The organism is Mucilaginibacter sp. 14171R-50, from assembly GCF_010093045.1.
Lineage (GTDB): Bacteria > Bacteroidota > Bacteroidia > Sphingobacteriales > Sphingobacteriaceae > Mucilaginibacter.
On sequence record NZ_CP048115.1, the window covers coordinates 1,074,306 to 1,091,303 of the forward strand.

17 protein-coding genes and 1 tRNA gene are annotated in these 16,998 nt (G+C 42.0%); 8 read left to right on the forward strand and 10 right to left on the reverse strand.

What is annotated here, in order from left to right:
- Window positions 1-17 precede the first annotated feature (17 nt).
- On the forward strand, window positions 18-1,694 hold the full coding sequence (gene pafA, locus GWR56_RS04855; RefSeq protein WP_162430033.1) for an alkaline phosphatase PafA: 1,677 nt from the start codon (window positions 18-20) through the stop codon (window positions 1,692-1,694).
- Window positions 1,695-1,752: 58 nt separating this feature from the next.
- On the opposite strand, the gene GWR56_RS04860 is transcribed toward pafA, so the two are convergent.
- From GWR56_RS04860 to GWR56_RS04875, 4 genes are all read right to left on the reverse strand, one after another.
- Window positions 1,753-2,331, reverse strand: a complete 579-nt coding sequence (locus GWR56_RS04860) for a peroxiredoxin family protein (RefSeq protein ID WP_162430034.1) — start codon at window positions 2,329-2,331, stop codon at window positions 1,753-1,755.
- 82 nt (window positions 2,332-2,413) lie between these two features.
- The gene (locus GWR56_RS04865) at window positions 2,414-2,671 is read right to left on the reverse strand and encodes a hypothetical protein (protein WP_162430035.1); all 258 of its coding nucleotides are present in this window, start codon (window positions 2,669-2,671) and stop codon (window positions 2,414-2,416) included.
- Between the two features lie 61 nt (window positions 2,672-2,732).
- Window positions 2,733-3,008, reverse strand: coding sequence for a hypothetical protein (locus GWR56_RS04870; protein ID WP_162430036.1), 276 nt, complete (start codon window positions 3,006-3,008; stop codon window positions 2,733-2,735).
- A gap of 2 nt (window positions 3,009-3,010) precedes the next feature.
- Window positions 3,011-3,598 (reverse strand): sigma-70 family RNA polymerase sigma factor, encoded by a 588-nt coding sequence (locus tag GWR56_RS04875; protein WP_162430037.1) that lies wholly within the window; start codon window positions 3,596-3,598, stop codon window positions 3,011-3,013.
- 176 nt (window positions 3,599-3,774) lie between these two features.
- On the opposite strand from GWR56_RS04875, the gene GWR56_RS04880 reads away from it, so the two are divergent.
- Genes GWR56_RS04880 through GWR56_RS04890 form a run of 3 tightly spaced genes read left to right on the forward strand, consistent with a single transcriptional unit; the run spans window position 3,775 to window position 6,033 of the window.
- Entirely contained in the window at window positions 3,775-4,569 is a 795-nt protein-coding gene (locus tag GWR56_RS04880) for a thioredoxin family protein (protein WP_162430038.1), read from the forward strand.
- A gap of 5 nt (window positions 4,570-4,574) precedes the next feature.
- Complete coding sequence (locus tag GWR56_RS04885; RefSeq protein WP_238395305.1) at window positions 4,575-5,267, forward strand: cytochrome b/b6 domain-containing protein; 693 nt, start codon at window positions 4,575-4,577, stop codon at window positions 5,265-5,267.
- Window positions 5,257-6,033 (forward strand): molybdopterin-dependent oxidoreductase, encoded by a 777-nt coding sequence (locus GWR56_RS04890; protein ID WP_162430039.1) that lies wholly within the window; start codon window positions 5,257-5,259, stop codon window positions 6,031-6,033. Before GWR56_RS04885 ends, GWR56_RS04890 begins: the two co-directional genes overlap by 11 nt.
- Window positions 6,034-6,035: 2 nt before the next feature.
- On the opposite strand, the gene GWR56_RS04895 is transcribed toward GWR56_RS04890, so the two are convergent.
- Window positions 6,036-7,196, reverse strand: a complete 1,161-nt coding sequence (locus tag GWR56_RS04895; protein WP_162430040.1) for an alpha/beta hydrolase — start codon at window positions 7,194-7,196, stop codon at window positions 6,036-6,038.
- Between the two features lie 89 nt (window positions 7,197-7,285).
- On the opposite strand from GWR56_RS04895, the gene GWR56_RS04900 reads away from it, so the two are divergent.
- Window positions 7,286-7,861: a pentapeptide repeat-containing protein gene (locus tag GWR56_RS04900; RefSeq protein ID WP_162430041.1), complete on the forward strand. Its 576-nt coding sequence runs from the start codon at window positions 7,286-7,288 to the stop codon at window positions 7,859-7,861.
- 17 nt (window positions 7,862-7,878) lie between these two features.
- Here the strand turns inward: GWR56_RS04900 and thiL are convergent, their stop codons facing one another.
- Window positions 7,879-8,928 (reverse strand): thiamine-phosphate kinase, encoded by a 1,050-nt coding sequence (gene thiL / locus GWR56_RS04905; protein WP_162430042.1) that lies wholly within the window; start codon window positions 8,926-8,928, stop codon window positions 7,879-7,881.
- Window positions 8,929-9,045: 117 nt separating this feature from the next.
- Window positions 9,046-10,038 (reverse strand): quinolinate synthase NadA, encoded by a 993-nt coding sequence (gene nadA / locus GWR56_RS04910; RefSeq protein WP_162430043.1) that lies wholly within the window; start codon window positions 10,036-10,038, stop codon window positions 9,046-9,048.
- Between the two features lie 408 nt (window positions 10,039-10,446).
- Here nadA and nadB point away from each other — a divergent pair, with 408 nt between their 5' ends.
- Window positions 10,447-12,039 carry an L-aspartate oxidase gene (gene nadB / locus GWR56_RS04915; RefSeq protein ID WP_162430044.1) on the forward strand — a complete coding sequence of 531 codons (1,593 nt, stop codon included), beginning with the start codon at window positions 10,447-10,449 and terminating at the stop codon, window positions 12,037-12,039.
- Between the two features lie 17 nt (window positions 12,040-12,056).
- Entirely contained in the window at window positions 12,057-12,707 is a 651-nt protein-coding gene (locus GWR56_RS04920; protein WP_162430045.1) for a hypothetical protein, read from the forward strand.
- A 1-nt stretch (window position 12,708) separates the two neighbouring features.
- On the opposite strand, the gene GWR56_RS04925 is transcribed toward GWR56_RS04920, so the two are convergent.
- A tRNA-Gly gene (locus tag GWR56_RS04925) sits at window positions 12,709-12,781 on the reverse strand.
- Between the two features lie 86 nt (window positions 12,782-12,867).
- On the opposite strand from GWR56_RS04925, the gene GWR56_RS04930 reads away from it, so the two are divergent.
- Window positions 12,868-13,380 carry a gamma carbonic anhydrase family protein gene (locus GWR56_RS04930; RefSeq protein ID WP_162430046.1) on the forward strand — a complete coding sequence of 171 codons (513 nt, stop codon included), beginning with the start codon at window positions 12,868-12,870 and terminating at the stop codon, window positions 13,378-13,380.
- Here GWR56_RS04930 and GWR56_RS04935 read toward each other — a convergent pair.
- Window positions 13,370-15,013 (reverse strand): Ig-like domain-containing domain, encoded by a 1,644-nt coding sequence (locus GWR56_RS04935; RefSeq protein WP_162430047.1) that lies wholly within the window; start codon window positions 15,011-15,013, stop codon window positions 13,370-13,372. The two genes, GWR56_RS04930 and GWR56_RS04935, sit on opposite strands and share 11 nt — an antisense overlap.
- Before the next feature lie 115 nt (window positions 15,014-15,128).
- Complete coding sequence (gene mnmG / locus GWR56_RS04940) at window positions 15,129-16,991, reverse strand: tRNA uridine-5-carboxymethylaminomethyl(34) synthesis enzyme MnmG (RefSeq protein ID WP_162433106.1); 1,863 nt, start codon at window positions 16,989-16,991, stop codon at window positions 15,129-15,131.
- Between the last annotated feature and the right edge of the window lie 7 nt (window positions 16,992-16,998).

The following is a 16,998-nucleotide window of genomic DNA, read 5'->3' on the forward strand; positions in this document are numbered from 1 at the left end:
CATTAACCTCATCTGTTATGAAGATAAAAATACTGCTTACCTTAACGTTATCCGCCGCCGTTTTTGGTGTGTGGGGGCAAAACAAAAAAAATCATACCAATGCCGCAAAATCGCCGGTAATTACAAATAGTATGCTGCCCCGCCCTAAGCTGATGGTGGGTATTGTGGTTGACCAAATGCGATGGGATTACCTTTACCGTTTTTACGACAGGTACCAGGCCGGTGGGTTTAAACGCATGCTCAACGAAGGTTTTACTTGCGAAAACACGCTGATACCTTATATACCAACAGTTACTGCCATTGGGCATAGCTCTATTTACACAGGTTCGGTCCCGGCTATACACGGCATAGCCGGTAATGATTTTATTGTACAGGCCACCGGCAAATCAATGTACTGTACAGACGATAGTACGGCACGATCAGTCGGCAGCGATTCAAAGGCGGGCATGATGTCGCCACGCAATTTGTTGGTAAGCACCGTTACTGATGAACTAAGGTTAGCTACTAACTTCCGTTCAAAAGTTATCGGCATAGCACTAAAAGACCGTGGTGGTATTTTGCCGGCAGGCCACGCGGCAAATGCGGCTTATTGGTTTGACGATGCTAACGGGGCATGGATAAGCAGCACTTATTATATGACCGACCTGCCTGCCTGGGTAAAAACTTTTAACGCCGGCAAGCCGGCTGAAAGATATTTAAAACAGGATTGGAACACCCTTTATCCGATAGATACCTATGTGCAAAGCGCGCCCGATAACAGCCCAAAATATGAGGGTAAATTTTCAGGCGCTGCGGCCCCTGTATTTCCTATAAAAACATCAGAACTGTACAAGGGTAAGGCCGGGATGATCCGCTCTACACCTTACGGCAATAGCATGACACTCGATATGGCCAAAGCCGCTATCGAAAATGAAAAGCTAGGCGCAGGCGCGGTTACCGACTTCCTGGCGGTAAGTCTTTCGTCAACAGATTACGTAGGGCACCAATTTGGCCCAAACTCCGTGGAAGTTGAAGATACCTATCTGCGCCTGGATAAAGACCTGGCCGCTTTTTTTACTTATTTAGATGGCAAATTGGGTAAAGGAAATTATACTGTTTTTTTGAGTGCTGACCATGGCGCTGCTCATAACCCTAATTTTTTAACGGACCATAATATCCCGGCAGGAGCTTGGAATGGCAGGGACCTGCAAACACGCTTAAACAAAATGTTGGAGGATAAATATAAAGTTAGAGGCGTAATACTAAACCTGGGTAATTACCAGGTGAATTTTAACAATACAATTGTAAAGAAAGAAAAACTAAATACGGATGCTCTAAAGTTCGACTGTATTCAATTTTTGCAGCAGGAACCACAAATTGCTTACGCCATAGATATGGAGCGCGTACAGACCGCTACCATCCCCGATGAACTTAGAACACGCATCCAAAACGGGTATAATTCCGAGCGTAGCGGATCTATCCAGATCATTTTGAAACCCGGATGGTTCAGCGGCGGCCAAACAGGTACAACCCACGGTTCCTGGAACCCGTATGATGCGCATATTCCATTAGTATTTATGGGGTGGGGAATTAAACATGGCAGCCTCACCCGCGAAACGCACATGACAGATATTGCGCCGACCGTTGCCCAGCTATTACATATACAGGCACCCGACGGAAACATAGGTACGGCTATTGGAGAGGTGTTAAAGTAAGATAATAAATTGCCCGGCTGATATTAACTATCCCGGGCAATTATAAATACAGTTAAAACTAAAGCACAGCTAAAATATCTTTTACGCTTGCGCGCTTGCTATAGTCCTTATCAAAGTGAACGAAAGCTATTTTGCCCGCGCTGTTAATCACATACGTAGCCGGTACCGGCAAAACGTTGTCAGAATTACCGTTGGCCTTGGTCATATCTAAACCGTAGCCTTTATATTTAGTAACGGTAGCTTCGTCCATCACATAGTTTACTCCATAGCTTTTCATAATGCTGTAGCCTTTATCCTGCACAATAGAATACGCCGCCTTTGTTTTTGCCACGGTTTTGGTGATATTCTCGGATGTTTCGGGCGTTACGCCAATTACATAAGCTTTTTTATTGGTTAATAGTTGCAATGAATCCTGGATATGCTGCATTTGCCTGTTGCAATACGGGCACCATTGCCCCCTGTAAAAAAACAACACCACCGACTTGTGCGACTTAAGCAGCTCTTTCAGATCAACCGTTTTACCCGAATTATCTTTTGCTGAAAAGTTGGGGGCTGTATCGCCGGTTTTTAACCCGGTTTGAGCCATTATATGCACCGAGAACATAAGCCCCAGGGCTGCTAAAATATATTTCTTCATTATTTTTAAATTGATAGGTTGAAAAAAGATGGGGCCATTCACAACCCCGTCTTTAACTCAAAAAACTTACCTGTACAGGTAATTACATTTTACTGCCCATTTTATCTCCATCCATTTTAGATGGTTCCATTTTGGATTTTTCCATTTTGGCCGGTTTTTTCTTCTTCATATCCTTCTTTTTCATTTTATCCATCTTTTGCATTTTGCCGGTATTGCTAACGGCGGTAAGTGATGGTAAAGAATGATTGATGGTGCCTGCGTGAAGATTAAGGCTAAAACATAAGGCGATGGCAGCCGCTAATACGGTGCCTTTTAAAATTGGTCTGTTGTACGTTTTCATTGTTATGGTTTTTTAATTTGCCGGCTTTGTCGCAGGTAATTACTAAACCTTACAAGCGGGGTTAACTTTTATTCAGTTCATTGTCTATCCGCAGTTTCAATTCTCTTTTAAAATTATCATCCAGGCGAATATTTGCCGGCGGCGGGCCTTTGAGTAATTGCTTAACCATTATATCTATCTTCCGGCTTTGCTTGATATATAGCCGGCACACGCCGCAGGTAATTAAGTGCAGGCGCAGTTCAAAATTTTCCTGAAGGCTAAGCGGCTGTTCCATCCTTTTTTCGATCATGAAAGTAGCTTTGCGGCAGTTGTAAAGTATTTTTGTCAGCTTATTCATTTTTATACCCAGTTTTTTTGAAGACAAGCCCTCAGGTTTAATTTAGCGCGGTGGATGATCACCCAAAAATTAGACGCGCTTATTTTCAATTCGGCACAGATTACATCCGTTGTTTGGTCATCCATATGTTTCATGGTAAACACAGATAGCCAAAGCGACGGCAACTTGTGCATGCATTTTTGCAGTATGTGGTTAAATTCTTTGGTAAGCATCGGGTCCGTATTATCTATGCCAAATGGTGCCGGCCAGTGCTCCTGGTGCCAGTGTCCTTCCTGGTCCCAAAAAAATTCGGTTTCGCCGGCGCCTGTATCATTTATACTAAGGGTTTTAAGCCCCTTTGTTTTTTTGCGATAGGTGTCGATGATCTTGTTTCGCAATATGGCAGTAAGCCAGGTCCGCTCCGAGCTTTTTCCTTCAAATTTGTGTATGCCTTCCAGCGCGGCTAAAAAGGTTTCCTGCACCAGGTCACGGGCTTGTTCTTCGTTGTTCACGCGCGTAATAGTATAGGCGTATAAATAATCAGCATGGGCGCTAACCCACTCCCGGGGCTTAAGCGGCGCGGCTTCGGCAATTAGTTCTATATTATCCATAGTTAACGCGTGTTAGTCGTGAAAATCTCAGCATCCTTACAACTTATTTCATCTATGTCTTTATTCCGGTTAATCACCTAACCGTAACATTTACGTATATTTATTAAATCCCATTTAAATTTAAATATTTATTGTAAGGATTAAGACCGGCAACCGACTACGCAAACAAACATTCCATGAAACCCACCAAAATATATGCGGTTATCTTATGCCTTGCCATTGCAGTGCTTGTATTGGCTTTCGTAAATAAGAATACGGATAAACCGGATATCATCAGCAACAGCCAGGGGTTTGCGGTAGTCGAGCTATTCACCTCTGAAGGTTGCTCAAGCTGCCCACCGGCCGACGAATTGCTTGCTAAGATACGTAAGGAGAGCGCCGGTAAACCGGTTTACCTTTTAGCTTACCATGTTGATTATTGGAATCGTTTGGGCTGGAAAGACGTGTTCAGCAAGGCTGAATACAGCCGGAGACAAAGCGCTTATGCAAAATGGCTGAACTTACGCGGCGTGTACACCCCCCAAGCCGTTGTTAACGGAAAAATCGAATTTGTGGGATCGGCGCAAGGCTCGTTGCGAAATGCTATACAGGCCGGTCTTTTAACAGATGCAAAAACCCACGTAACTTTAAGCGGCGTATCTGTTAATGGTTATAGCGCCACCCTGCGATACAAAACAGCAGGAGTAATTGATGATGGCTTGCTGCAAGTGGCGCTTGTTCAAAATCAAGTGCAAACTACTGTAAAAAGCGGCGAAAACGGCGGGCGTGTTTTATCGCACGTGCAAATAGTAAATAATTTTAAGAGCATCCGGTTAGGTAAAAAACCCGAGGGCACAATAGTGATGGAGCTTCCGGCTAATTTTGTGCCCGGTGGATATGAACTGATAGTTTTTACACAAAACGCTAAGACGGGAGAAATAACAGCCGCTACCCGCGCGCCGTTCCCGGGCACCGCTATGGCAAATAATTGATGATAATGAAAGCGATAAAAGAGAAACACTCATTAGCCATGCGGTGGTGCCACTGGGTAAACTTCCCCATACTTACCGTTATGATATGGAGCGGAATGCTTATTTACTGGGCCAGCGACACTTACTCCATTACGCTTTTTGGACATACCTATATCAAGTTTTTCCCAAACTGGTTTTACACTACTTTTAATATACCACGTCGCCTGGCCGAGGGTATGGCTTTCCACTTTTTATTTATGTGGTTCTTTACCATCAACGGCGCATTATATGTATTGTACACGCTCTCTTCGGGCGAATGGCGCCAGCTGGTGCCCAAACGCAATTCGTTTAAAGAAGCCTGGCAGGTGATACTGCACGATCTGCATATCCGTAAGATTGCGCCGCCGCAAAATAAGTACAATGCCGCGCAGCGCATTTCGTACACTGCTATTATTATAATGGGCTTTGGCTCGCTAATAACCGGGCTGGCAATTTATAAGCCCGTGCAATTTAATACGCTTACCTGGCTTTGCGGCGGTTACCATGCCGCGCGCATTGAACATTTTGTTTTAACCATTGGCTATGTGTTGTTCTTTTTAGTACACATTATACAGGTAATACTTGCCGGTTGGGGAAACTTTCAATCAGTGATCACCGGCTTCGAAGTGATTAACCAAAAACCGAAGCATATAAACACACCCGCGGCCGATGAAAAATAAGAAACCCAAAAAGCCGCTCACCATCGAGCAGAAAATAAACCGCCGAACCTTTGTTTCGTTCGGTACATTTGCCCTGCTATCCGGAGCTGCATACGGGGGTTGGGCCTGGCTAAAAAATTCGCCTAAAGAAATGCGCACGGTAACCGCCGGAGCAAAGGCCCCGCTGCGCAGAGCGCTTAACAAAACCGAGCTTTTCTTCAGAAACTTTTTCAGCAATAATAACCTGGTTAAAACCTACCCTAAACATATGGCGGCAAAAGTGGTGCGCCATAATAGCGATATAGGGTCGGCCGGGCAGCCCGACCTGCAGAACTGGAAACTGGTTGTAAAAAAACAATCCGGTGAAATACTACATATCACGTTGGATGATCTGAAATCGTTACCCAAGACCGAGATAGTTTTTGATTTTAAATGTGTAGAGGGCTGGGATCAGATATCGTACTGGGGCGGGGTGAAGTTCACAGACTTTATTAAACATTTTAATCTTGAAGATCAAACCCAACTGGCCTATGTTGGCTTAGCTACGCCCGATAAAAAATACTATGTTGGCCTTGACATGCCCAGCGCCATGCACCCCCAAACCCTTCTGGCTTACGAGGTAAACGCCCGGCCGCTGCCACCTAAACACGGGCAGCCATTGCGGTTGATCATCCCTGTAAAATATGGAATAAAAAACCTGAAACGGATTGGCAGCATCAGCTTCAGCAACCAGCGACCGCCCGATTACTGGGCCGAACAGGGGTATGATTATTATTCGGGATTATAAAGTTACTTACAAACAGTGCTTATAAACCGCTCAACCAGGTAGGTTGACAGTTGCCCGCCCGGGCCGTTGATATTATAATCAAAGCCATGTGTTGCCCAGGGCAGGTTAAGATAATAATGTTTAATACCATTATCCCTTAATTTTTTATTGAGTTTTTGGCTATGAACGGGCGATACCAGTACATCGTTATCTCCATGAATAATTAAGGTAGGCACAGATTGCCTGTTTACGAACTCGATAGGCGAGTTGGCAAAATATTTATCCGGAACGGTCTTATAAGTGCCCCCCAGGTAGCGCTCCATAACCGCGCGCGAATCCATGATCAGTTTACTGGCCGGCGCCGAGTACCCCCAAACCATATCGGCCGGGCCATAAAAATCTATCACACCTTTTAATCCGTTTTGAGGGTACTTATATGCCGATAGCAGTGCTATTTGTGCTCCCGCCGAGCGGCCCAATAACACAAAGTTATTGGTATCTATGCTCAGCGTGCCGGCATTTTTACGCAGGTAAATAAACGCCTGTTCAACATCAGTAATAGCTAAGGGCGCCTGAAATTTTGGCGCCAGGCGATAATTGATTGAGGCTACATTGTAACCCGCATGTGCAAGTAAACTGTTTAATTCGGGCAGTTGCTTACTATCGCCGCTGCTCCACGATCCGCCATGTACTATAATAATACAGGGCCTTTTACCTGCAACGCGGGAAGGGTAAAAATCAAGTGTTTGGGTAGACCCGCCGCCGTAAGCAAATGTCTTGTAATCACCCGGTTTTATGCCGTACGTTGTAAATAGCCCGGAAAAGCTGAATGCCGGCTGGCTCTTATCCCCAGTTAAATGGGTACTGCCTAACCCAAAAGCAGCGTTAAACTCCGTTTTTATAACCTTAGAAACCAAGTAAGCACGCATAACCGGCGAGCAAAAAAATATTAAGGCCAATACACCTATAATTGCTGAAATAACACGGTATTTTTTTATCCAGAACAGGCTGACTAATAAAATGCATGTAACGCCTATGAAAAGTAACGGAAACCCGGTTACCAATACGGCAAGTAACCACAAATAATAGGCAGGTGCCCCAAACACGGTAAGTAACGATACCAGCAACAATATAACCAGCAGCGTAAGCACTATTTTGCTTTTGGTTTTCAGTGCAGGCTTCATATATTATTTTTCAAGTTTTTATTTGGTATAAACATATATAATAAAAATTGGGCTGGCGTTAATTTATTAAACGTAGTAACTTTATATCCATGTTCGACCAGCTACATTACGACGATATAACCTTTGATAAAACTATCTTAAACGACGCCTTTATAAACCGCAAAGAGTTTCAAAGCTGTACGTTTCGCAATTGCGATTTCAGCAACAGCAACTTCGCTCATAATAAATTTCTTGATTGTGTATTTGAAGAGTGCAATCTGTCGATGATCAAGTTTGATGCATCCACCCTTAATGATGTTTTTTTTAAAGGCTGCAAAATTTTGGCTGTAAATTTCAGCCTTTGCCAAGATTTTTTATTTAGTGTAAACTTCGACGCGTGCATACTGGATTATGCTTCCTTTGCAGGTAAAAAGATGGTGAAAACACGTTTCAAAAAGTCATCGTTAAAAGAGGTAAGCTTTACCGAGACTAATTTAAGCGGGTCAGTATTTGATGAAAGCGACCTTCTGGACGCCGTATTTAATCGCACCGACCTTTCGGCCGTGAATTTTACTACTGCCTACAATTTCATCCTCGACCCGGAATTGAATGTGCTTAAAAAAGCAATGTTTTCAACATCGGGCTTAGAGGGCTTGCTAACTAAGTATGGAATAAAGGTTGTTTAAAATAAAAATTCCCTGCTTCAGGGGGCAGGCGCGTTAAACGCATTCCAACCCTGGGCCTTCAACTCATGCAGGTTGCCGGATTTTGTTATCAAACTGCACCCTTCATTTGGCTCGGTTATGTAGCCGATAATAGAGAAGTCCATTTTATGCTTTATTTTATCATAATCGGCTTGTTTTACCGTGAAAAGTAACTCGTAATCTTCCCCTCCGCTTAGCGCACATACGGTTGGGTCAAGCCCAAATTCCCGGGCGGTTTCATAGGTCATCGGGTCGATAGGGATCTTTTCTTCGTAAAGTTTACAACCCTTATTACTCTGTTTGCAAATATGCAATATCTCTGATGCCAAACCGTCGGATACATCTATCATAGATGTAGGTTTAACCTTCAATTCTTTCAGCAGATCAATGATGTCTTTACGCGCTTCGGGTTTTAACTGGCGTTCTACTATATAGTCCTTTCCTTCCAGGTCAGGCTGGATATTTGGATTTTCTATATATACCAGTTTCTCACGCTCTAACAATTGTAAACCAATGTAAGCACCACCCAAATCGCCAGATACACATATCAGGTCACCTTCCTCGGCAGTATTACGGTAAACAACCTCGTTTTCTTCAGCATAACCAATAGCGGTAACACTAATGACCAAACCTTGTTTAGATGCCGAAGTGTCGCCGCCCACAATATCCACATTATAATTTCCACAGGCGAGGTAAATACCTTCGTATAGTTCTTCTATCGCCTCTAAAGGAAACTTACTACTCATACCAATAGAAACCGTTACATGACTGGCTGTACCATTCATGGCATAAATATCGCTCAGATTAACCTGTATGGCTTTATAACCTAAATGTTTAAGCGGCGTATAGGCCAGATCGAAATGGATACCCTCCAAAAGCATATCGGTTGATATGAGTGTTTTCTTACCTTGAAAATCAAGCACCGCGGCATCATCGCCCACACCTTTTATAGTGCTCTTTTGGGTAAGCGTTATATTTTTCGTAAGGTGATTTATCAATCCAAACTCACCTAAGCTTTCTATATTGGTTTTTTCTTCGTTCTCGAACATGATTATCTTTTATTTATAAAATCGTCATTGCGGGGTACCAAGCAATCTCCATTTAAGCATAATGGTATGTATAGTTCAGAGATTGCTTCGTACCTCGCAATGACGCAGTGGAATAACCTACAACCCCAATCTTGCCGATATCTCCAGCATGCGCTCAATAGGTTTTACCGCCTTTTCAATGATGTGGGCAGGCACTTCTATTTCGGGCGTTTCATTTTTTAAACACAGGTACAGTTTTTCAAGCGTATTGCGCTTCATGTGCGGGCAATCGTTGCAGGCACATGAATTATTGGGCGGCGCCGGAATAAATGTTTTATCCGGGTTATCCTTTTGCATCTGGTGTAATATACCTGACTCAGTTGCTACAATAAACTCATTTTCGCTACTTTGTGTAGCATATTTTAAAATACCGGTGGTAGATCCTATGTAATCGGCCAGTTGTAATATAACTTCCTCGCATTCAGGGTGTGCCAGTATTTTTGCGTTGGGGTAACGTTCCTTTAGCTTAGTTATCTTTTCGCGGCTGAATATTTCGTGTACCATACAGGCACCGTTCCAAAGTACCAGTTCCCGACCGGTTTTTTTTGCTACCCATGCACCTAAGTTCCTGTCCGGCCCAAATATTATCTTTTGCTCTGGCGGCAGGCTCTCTACTATCTGTACCGCATTGCTCGATGTGCAAACAATATCGCTTAAAGCTTTCAACTCTGCCGTACAATTTACATAGGTGATCACCAAATGGTCAGGATAATTCTCCTTAAATTTTTTAAACAAATGCGGTGGACAGCTGTCGGCCAACGAGCAGCCGGCTTTCAGATCCGGTAAAAGAACTTTTTTGTTGGGCGATAATATTTTTGCTGTTTCGGCCATGAAGTGCACGCCGGCAAACACAATAATGCTGGCATCTGTTTTTGCTGCCTGCTGAGATAGGCCCAGGCTATCGCCAATATAATCGGCAACATCTTGTATATCTCCTTCCTGGTAATAATGGGCCAGTATAACAGCATTCTTTTCCTTTTTAAGTCTTTCTATTTCGGCAAACAGATCAAGCGACGGATCAATATATTCGTCAGCAAAACCTTTCGCTTTTATTTCTTCGAAGATATCCATTCAACAAATCAATTAATAATAACTTCTTTTTATATATAAAATAAAACTATTGTTATTATGGTGTTAGTTATGTTTAAAAGTTGTGATACGTTTTAAGGTAAATGTTGTTTTTCACTGTTTACTAACATTTTACAATTCAATTTTATTTTTTATTTAATTGATTATAAGATTGCTATGACAAACAAGTTTTAATTTAAATACTTATTTGTTAATAATTAGCTGCTCAATAAAATGTTAGTTATCCCTCAAAATCGTCTTACAAATTGCTCAAAAGTAACTGTCAAAATCATCAGTTAGAGGAGTTATCAACCATCTGAATATTTGTTAGAAAATTACTTACACAAAGTTAACATGTTTTGCGCCCCTTATTAACATAAAGGCTAATTTTACACAATACATATATTAAAGATGACCAGAACTGTTGATTTCCTTGTTGTAGGATCGGGTATTGCCGGATTAAGTTTTGCACTAAAGGCTGCGAAGCATGGTAAGGTACTGATAGTTACAAAAGCTAACGAAGATGAAAGTAACACTAAGTATGCCCAGGGCGGTGTAGCTGTGGTTGTTGATAAAAAAGAAGATTCTTTTGAAAAACATATAAATGATACGCTTATAGCCGGCGATGGGCTGTGTGATAAGGAAGTTGTAGAGGCTGTGGTTAAAGAAGGACCGGAGCGTATTCGTGAAATAATTGACTACGGAACAAACTTTGATAAAACCAACGAAGGTATTTACGACCTGGCAAAAGAAGGAGGGCACAGCGAATTCAGGGTACTGCATTACAAGGATATTACCGGGTTTGAGATAGAACGTTCTTTATTAGAAGAGATACATCGCGAACCAAATATTGAAATACTAACCCATTATTTCGCAGTCGACCTGATCACACAGCATCACCTTGGGGAGTTTGTTGATAAATCATCAAATAATATAAAGTGTTATGGTATTTATGCCTTTAACACCGAAGATAACCAGGTAGAAAAGATAGAATCAAAAATTACGGTTATGGCATCGGGCGGTGCCGGGCATATTTATTCGGTAACTACCAACCCCGTTATTGCCACCGGTGATGGTGTAGCTATGGTATATCGTGCTAAAGGTAAAGTGCGTAATATGGAGTTTATCCAGTTTCATCCAACTGCGTTATATAACCCCGGAGAGTACCCGTCTTTTTTAATATCAGAAGCCGTACGCGGATTCGGCGGTATATTACGACGTACCAATGGAGAGGAGTTTATGCAGGAATATGATCCGCGTAAATCATTGGCGCCGCGGGATATTGTTGCACGCGCTATTGATGCAGAGATAAAGAAATCGGGCGAGGATTTCGTTTACCTGGATGTCCGCCACAAAAAGAAGAAAGATATTTTAGCGCATTTCCCCAATATATACGCTAAGTGTTTGGATATAGGTATTGATATGACCCGCGACATGATACCTGTAGCGCCTGCCTGCCACTATATGTGTGGGGGGATAATGGTTAATCACCAGGGGCGCTCGTCTATTAACCGCCTGTATGCCTGCGGCGAATGCTCGTCAACAGGTTTGCATGGGGCTAACCGTTTGGCTTCTAATTCCTTATTAGAAGCGTTGGTGTTCGCTCATCGTATTTATAAGGATGCTATCATCGGCTTTAACGAACTGGAGATACCAGGCAATATACCCGACTGGGATGAACACGGCGTAAAATTGTTGAACGAAGATATTTTGGTTACCCACAATATCCGCGAGATGCAAAAGCTGATGAATGACTATGTGGGGATCGTTCGTTCTGATTTCCGTTTGGAAAGGGCAATGCGCCGTTTGCGGTTATTATATGAAGAAACTGAAGATTTTTATAAAAAAACAAAGCTTTCTGTAAAACTTTGCGAGTTACGGAACTTAATTCAGGTGAGCTACCTTGTCGTGAAATCGGCCATGGCCAGGCACGAAAGCCGGGGGCTGCATTATACAACCGATTACCCCGAGCATCAGGAAGTTTTGGAGGATACGGTTTTTTAAATTATAAATAATTAGAAATGAAATTTTACGTTTCAGATATAGTACCTCAACTTCAGCGATTTAGTAGGAAATTGGATGAGGGTGTACTTTTAAAAAATCATCATTGGGTGGCGTTTAATGATGTCACATCTTTGAAGTCAACTTTAATTTTTAGAAATGATGGAGAATTAATAATTTCTGAAAAAGGTATAGTTAGTAAATCAAAATGGGATAACTTGGGAAATGATACATTATTAATTGATTCTGATCAAAAATCATTATTATTTAAAAATTCTTTCTTTGATGACACTATACTTATTTTAAATCTCCATGATACCAATACATATGTATTTTTATTCAATGAAACTAAAATAGGATTATCTTTTAAATCTATTGACCAAGTCAATTCATATCTTGAATTGAAGTATAATGATAAAATCACCCAAAGAGCCTTCAACTTAAACAATTTTACCTTTATTGAGCAATTACCAATTGTGAAATTTGATTTTGTTTTGGGCAATCACACGGAAACAGAAATTTTGTTTAACGATGGAAAAAAGGGAAAAATTTATAAAGGAACGAATTCTGGAAAATATTTTTATTTACACAATATGTTGGGTATTACATATTGTGTTGGTAAAGAGGATTGTATTACTAAACTCTATCAGCACCTACACGGTAAGAATTAAGAGCGGAAAACGGGATTCGAACCCGCGGCCTTCAGTTTGGGAAACTGATGCTCTACCAGCTGAGCTATTTCCGCTTATATAGCCCCAAACATAATAATTTTTGAGATAAGTTTTCAAAAGCTTTTAGCTTTATCCTTTCACCTTTTTAGCCCAAATAAACATGCCAGTTATACTACCTGTAAAAGATCAATCGCCTCAGTGGGGTACCCACTGTTTTATTGCCGAGAACGCCACCATTGTTGGTGATGTAGTAATGGGTAATAACTGCTCAGTATGGTTTAACGCGGTTATCAGGGGTGATGTGCATTATATCAGAATAGGAGACAATACGAATATCCAGGATGGAGCGGTTATACATGCTACATATTTGAAAGCGCCAACTAACATCGGTAACAACGTATCTATTGGCCATAACGCCATTGTACACGGCTGTACGCTTAAGGATAATGTTTTAATAGGTATGGGCGCTATTGTTATGGATGATGCCGTGGTAGAAGATTATGTGGTTGTTGGGGCAGGATCTGTAGTTTTGGAGAGGACCATCTGCGAATCGGGATACCTGTATGCGGGCACGCCCGCTAAAAAAATAAAGCCTCTTACTGATGAGCAAAAGGCTTTATTGAACAAGTTACCTCAAAACTATATCATGTACTCGGGTTGGTTTATGGATTAGCCTGCTCCCTCGGGATACTTACAGGCTCTTCCGCTTCCCAGTTTGGGCGTAAAATTATTTCCTTTTCGTACAACCAAATGTTTTCGGGCTGGGCCTTTAACCGTACATTCCCACTATCCCAGCGGCCGTTCCTGTTGGCATCATATATCACCCTTACCCGGTATTTACCGGTCAAAAAGTTTTTATATACAACAGAAGTATTACCGCGTACAGGGTCGCTGCGCATTACGGTCTTTTGCTCGTTCAGCAGCTCTACCACATAGCGCTTACTCGTATCAGGTACCGTTATTTTAAGGGTAAGCTGGCTATAATTTTCCGGCTTATCGCCTTCAAAGTTCGCCCCTGTACGTTTATTTTTGTCTCCGTAGATGTCGGTAAATGCCGATTCATTTAAAAGCAGCTGATATTTGCTGCCGGGTCTGAAACGGTACTTTAACAGAACGCTGCGTGCATCTGCGGTATCTTTTTGAACTGTAAAGTTGGTTATGTTAACCGAATCTTGTGTTAAGGCTATAAGGCCCTGATCGAAGGTTTCTACAGGCAAATTAGCCGTGATACGCAGGTCTGCGTTAGGCCTTAATTTGTTATCACGGTTTATGTTATATTTAAAAGTGAGGTTACGTGCAAATTTTTCCTTAAGCCCTTTCAGCTGGTAAATTGTATCTATAGGTTTATTATTATCATATATGGCCACACGTAACGAGTCAAACTCCATATTACGCATAAAAACCAGCGCGGTATCTTTAGTTTTGCTGATATCAACTATCTTTTGATTATCAAGCGCCGGCGGATAAATTATTTTTAGTGAAGGATTGTCTAAGCGCTTATTAAATATTAGCGAAAGTATACCATCATTCGTAAACTTCTTTTCCGTGAGCCGGAATTTTTCGGGTATCTGCTGGAACAATGATAGCTTTATGTTAGCGCTGTCTTTACTAAGGTTTATGGTTTTGTTTGAAAAGCCGATCAGTTCTTTATCGTTATCAAATATTTTATTGGGGCTTTGTTCTTTTAGCGCGTAAATTTTGTACTCGCCGTCGTGCAGGTTATTCAAAGAAAAGTTACCGGACGAATCGGTTGTTGTAAAAATGCTTGGTTTCTTTTTGCCAAATATCAACGAATCCTGACTTACCGGGAATATCATTACTGTCGCATCCTTTTCCTTTTCCTGGGTTGTGCTGTTTATAACCGTTCCCGACATGCTTAACGAATCGATGTGAGGGCCTGTTGAAAAAACGTAAGTAAAGTTGGTGAGCACATTACTCTCATTTACATCCTGTATAGCTTTACCAAAGTTGATAACGTAGGTTGTGTTTTTTTGGAGGGAATCTTTAAATTCTATAACGAGGCTTTTTCTGTCAACGTTATACTCGGCCGGTTTCTCCTGAGCGGGGCTAATGCTTATCTCCTGGTACTGATTGCTCAGTTTAAAAAATTCATCAAAATCCAAACGGATTTTTTTGGCCGTAAAATTACGGGTCATATTTTCGGGAGTGGCCTTTAATAATTTCGGAGGGGTCAGGTCGCGTGGGCCACCCATAGGTTTTTGAATACTTGCACAACCCACAAACGTTAACACCGCCAGTATGAAAATGAAATTTTTGCTGAAAATAACCGATTTTGGATTTAACATTGTTTTTATGCCCTATAAACGATTTTTATGTTTTGATGAATTGTTATATTAAAAATCTGAAAAAATGCCTTGTAGCCAATATTTTATAACCATTTGATTTACAATATATTATGTGTTACCTGGACACATGGACCATTAAAACCGATACATCAGACGGCGAAACGCCCGAAATGCGGGACGCCTGCCCTAAAGTTCGGGGTTTTATCCTCATCAGCTTTTCACGCGCTTCTTTTGAAAGCGAAACAAGCTGTTGATAATTAAAATCCGGATTTATTTCCCGGTCTTCCATTTTTTTCATCCGGTCCACAATTTCCATTTCTTTTATAAAGTAACTCTCGTACTTGATTTTTATTTCAGCTTGCTCAATAGTTTCTTTATCATAAAGCGATAACTTATCTTGCAATGAGGCATCTACCCGCTTTAACTCATTAAAGCCAATTTGCGGCCGGGTTAATAAGTTGAATAATTTGGCGCTCTGATTAATAGGAGAGGTGCCGTTTTCTTCTAACAAGCCGTTAACTTCGGCAGGGTTAATACTCTTGTTTTTTGTATAAGCAACTATCTCGTCAGAATTTTTGACCTTTCGGTTTACCTTGTCCAATCGTTCGTCGCTTATCAAACCAAGGTCGTGTCCCAGTGGACTAAGCCGGATATCAGCGTTATCCTGGCGAAGCAGCAGTCGGTGCTCGGCTCTTGAAGTGAACATACGATAGGGTTCTTCTGTTCCCTTGGTTACGAGGTCATCTATAAGTACACCTATATATGACTCCGACCTTTTTAGTATTAATTCGTGTTTATCGTTGATTTTTTGATGCGCATTAATGCCTGCAATAAAACCCTGTGAGGCAGCTTCCTCGTAACCTGTAGTGCCGTTAATTTGTCCGGCAAAATATAAGTTGCTTATCAATTTAGTCTCCAAGGTTAAACTTAACTGGGTAGGCGGGAAGAAATCATACTCGATAGCATAGCCGGGCCTAAACATTTTTGCAGTCTCAAAGCCGGGTATTTGTGTCAGCGCTTTATACTGTACATCCTCGGGCAGCGAAGTTGAAAAGCCATTGACGTATATTTCTACAGTGTTCCAACCTTCAGGCTCAACAAATATCTGGTGGCGGTCGCGCTCTGCAAAACGGTTTATTTTGTCTTCTATAGACGGACAGTAGCGCGGGCCTAAACCTTTAATGCGACCGGTGAACATGGGCGATCTTTCAAATCCTTCTTTGAGTGTTTCGTGTACGCGGCTGTTTGTATAGGTAATCCAACAGCAGCGCTGATTGGTTGCTAATGGTACGTCGGTATATGAAAAGCGGCCGCGTTCTTTATCGCCCCATTGCTCTTCCATCAACGAGTAGTTAAGGCTTCGGCCATCCACGCGGGGTGGGGTACCGGTCTTCATCCTGCCCGATTCAAAGCCCAGTGTTAGTAGTTGCTCGGTCAAGCCCGTTGCGGCTTTTTCACCCGTACGGCCACCGCCAAACTTCTTTTCACCTATGTGAATAACGCCGTTTAAGAATGTGCCATTTGTTAGCACTACAGAATCGGCCTCAATTTCTATACCTATTGATGTTTTTACACCAACTACGGTATTGCCTTTAACTAATAGGGAGGTAACGGTATCCTGCCAGAAATCGACATTGGGGGTTTTCTCTAAGGCTATCCGCCATTCTTCTGCAAAACGCATGCGGTCGCTTTGTGCACGGGGGCTCCACATAGCCGGGCCTTTGCTCGAATTCAGCATCCTGAATTGTAGCGAGGTCTTGTCGGTAATAATTCCTGAATAACCTCCTAACGCATCTATTTCTCTAACAATTTGCCCCTTGGCAACGCCACCCATAGCAGGGTTGCAGCTCATCTGTGCTATTGTCCCCATATTCATGGTGATGAGCAAAACAGACGAACCTAAATTTGCAGCAGCAGCAGCCGCTTCACAGCCAGCGTGCCCGGCGCCAACAACTATTACATTATATTTTTTAAACATATAACCT

Excerpts from the sequence above, each read along its gene's own strand:
- pafA (WP_162430033.1), top strand. The coding sequence starts at position 18 with ATGAAGATAAAAATACTGCTTACCTTAACGTTATCCGCCGCCGTTTTT.
- GWR56_RS04860 (WP_162430034.1), bottom strand. The coding sequence starts at position 2,331 with ATGAAGAAATATATTTTAGCAGCCCTGGGGCTTATGTTCTCGGTGCAT.
- GWR56_RS04865 (WP_162430035.1), bottom strand. The coding sequence starts at position 2,671 with ATGAAAACGTACAACAGACCAATTTTAAAAGGCACCGTATTAGCGGCT.
- GWR56_RS04870 (WP_162430036.1), bottom strand. The coding sequence starts at position 3,008 with ATGAATAAGCTGACAAAAATACTTTACAACTGCCGCAAAGCTACTTTC.
- GWR56_RS04875 (WP_162430037.1), bottom strand. The coding sequence starts at position 3,598 with ATGGATAATATAGAACTAATTGCCGAAGCCGCGCCGCTTAAGCCCCGG.
- GWR56_RS04880 (WP_162430038.1), top strand. The coding sequence starts at position 3,775 with ATGAAACCCACCAAAATATATGCGGTTATCTTATGCCTTGCCATTGCA.
- GWR56_RS04885 (WP_238395305.1), top strand. The coding sequence starts at position 4,575 with ATGAAAGCGATAAAAGAGAAACACTCATTAGCCATGCGGTGGTGCCAC.
- GWR56_RS04890 (WP_162430039.1), top strand. The coding sequence starts at position 5,257 with ATGAAAAATAAGAAACCCAAAAAGCCGCTCACCATCGAGCAGAAAATA.
- GWR56_RS04895 (WP_162430040.1), bottom strand. The coding sequence starts at position 7,196 with ATGAAGCCTGCACTGAAAACCAAAAGCAAAATAGTGCTTACGCTGCTG.
- GWR56_RS04900 (WP_162430041.1), top strand. The coding sequence starts at position 7,286 with ATGTTCGACCAGCTACATTACGACGATATAACCTTTGATAAAACTATC.
- thiL (WP_162430042.1), bottom strand. The coding sequence starts at position 8,928 with ATGTTCGAGAACGAAGAAAAAACCAATATAGAAAGCTTAGGTGAGTTT.
- nadA (WP_162430043.1), bottom strand. The coding sequence starts at position 10,038 with ATGGATATCTTCGAAGAAATAAAAGCGAAAGGTTTTGCTGACGAATAT.
- nadB (WP_162430044.1), top strand. The coding sequence starts at position 10,447 with ATGACCAGAACTGTTGATTTCCTTGTTGTAGGATCGGGTATTGCCGGA.
- GWR56_RS04920 (WP_162430045.1), top strand. The coding sequence starts at position 12,057 with ATGAAATTTTACGTTTCAGATATAGTACCTCAACTTCAGCGATTTAGT.
- GWR56_RS04930 (WP_162430046.1), top strand. The coding sequence starts at position 12,868 with ATGCCAGTTATACTACCTGTAAAAGATCAATCGCCTCAGTGGGGTACC.
- GWR56_RS04935 (WP_162430047.1), bottom strand. The coding sequence starts at position 15,013 with ATGTTAAATCCAAAATCGGTTATTTTCAGCAAAAATTTCATTTTCATA.
- mnmG (WP_162433106.1), bottom strand. The coding sequence starts at position 16,991 with ATGTTTAAAAAATATAATGTAATAGTTGTTGGCGCCGGGCACGCTGGC.